Genomic DNA, 1,381 nt, shown 5'->3' on the forward strand with positions numbered 1-1,381 from the left:
TTTCTACGCCGGAGCGCGAACGGTGGTCGCCAGTCTCTGGAATGTGGATGAACTGGCGGCGACTCTGGTGACGCTGCGCCTCTATCAAATTTTACCGGATTATCCCTCGGTGACAGTTGCCCTGCAAGCGGCTCAAACCTGGTTACGGGGGTTATCTTCTGCGGAGATTCTGGACTGGCTCAAACATGAGCAGAAGGCGACGGAGGAGGAAGTGGAGGAAGTGGAAGACCGTTTGAGTTTATTTGATGATAACCCCCCCTTTGCTAATGCCTATTATTGGTCAGCGTTTACGGCGGCGGGATTATAATGGGGGAGAGTTGAGTCATGATGAGGTCGAACTATGATGCCCACATCTGAAAATGAACGGATTGGTCGGGCTTTTTTACGGCTTCTGCATCGAGAAAGAAAAAAAACGAGGTGGGAATATCTCTGTTTAGGTGTGAAACCCCAATAAAATCTCTATTGTTAACCCGGAAATCACCATGAATATTAGGCAATTGATTGATGAAGAGATTAGCAAGCTAGAGGAAGATAAACTGGCAGAACTCTATGAAATTATCAAGGAATTTTCGCGTCCCAAAACCAATAACACTTTATTTTCAAAGTTAAAGCAGGTCAAAATTGAAGGACCTGTTGATTTCGCTGCCAACATTGATCTATATCTCAACGGAGAAAAAAAGATTGATGACGATTAAAATATTTGTGGATACATCATTTATTATTGCCTTGGTCAATATTCGAGATCAGTATCATCAAGAGGCTATATCTATTGCCGGTCAATATGATAACCAAGTTTGGGTGATCACTGATGCAGTAATGCTTGAGGTTTCCAATGCTTTAGCTCGTCGCTATAAAGCGGAAGCAATCCAGATTATCGAAGATTTTTTTGAATCGGATAATGTGGAAGTCGTGCGTTTAACGCCGGAACTGTTTGAGCGGGGATTTTCTCTCTATAAAAACCGACGAGATCAAACCTGGGGTTTGGTCGATTGTATCTCATTTATAGCAATGCAGGACAGAAAAATTGAGATGGCGTTGACATTTGATCGACATTTTACGCAAGCTGGATTTAAAGCTATTCCAAAAGCACATAACGATATGACATAATTATTTCAGTAATGCATAGACTGGGAACCTAAGCAGAAGACGACCCAGGAGGAAGTGGAAGCAGTGGAAGACCGTTTGAGTTTATTTGATGACGCTCCCTTGGCCGAGGCTTGTTATTGGTCAGCCTTTACGGCAACGGGTTTATAATGGGGGGATGACCGTCAAGATGATTCCTCAAGTGATTTGGTAAATTAAATGTCTATTGACCTCAAGCGAATTCGGATAGAGCGTCTCTTTGATGCTTATAATTTGGATGTCCCCATTCAAGACAATA

General features: G+C 42.9%; 3 protein-coding genes. All 3 read left to right on the forward strand.

Features of this window, described 5'->3' with window-relative positions; genetic code table 11:
• The coding region (locus B9T16_RS28680; RefSeq protein ID WP_410246390.1) for a CHAT domain-containing protein at positions 1-307 on the forward strand (307 nt) is incomplete at its 5' end.
• Between the two features lie 175 nt (positions 308-482).
• Positions 483-695: a hypothetical protein gene (locus tag B9T16_RS28685; protein WP_410246391.1), complete on the forward strand. Its 213-nt coding sequence runs from the start codon at positions 483-485 to the stop codon at positions 693-695.
• Complete coding sequence (locus B9T16_RS28690) at positions 685-1,107, forward strand: type II toxin-antitoxin system VapC family toxin (protein WP_410246392.1); 423 nt, start codon at positions 685-687, stop codon at positions 1,105-1,107. Before B9T16_RS28685 ends, B9T16_RS28690 begins: the two co-directional genes overlap by 11 nt.
• The last annotated feature ends 274 nt before the right edge of the window (positions 1,108-1,381 follow it).

Origin of the sequence: Arthrospira sp. PCC 8006, assembly GCF_046480465.1 — a bacterium.
GTDB classification, from domain to species: Bacteria; Cyanobacteriota; Cyanobacteriia; order Cyanobacteriales; family Microcoleaceae; genus Limnospira; species Limnospira platensis.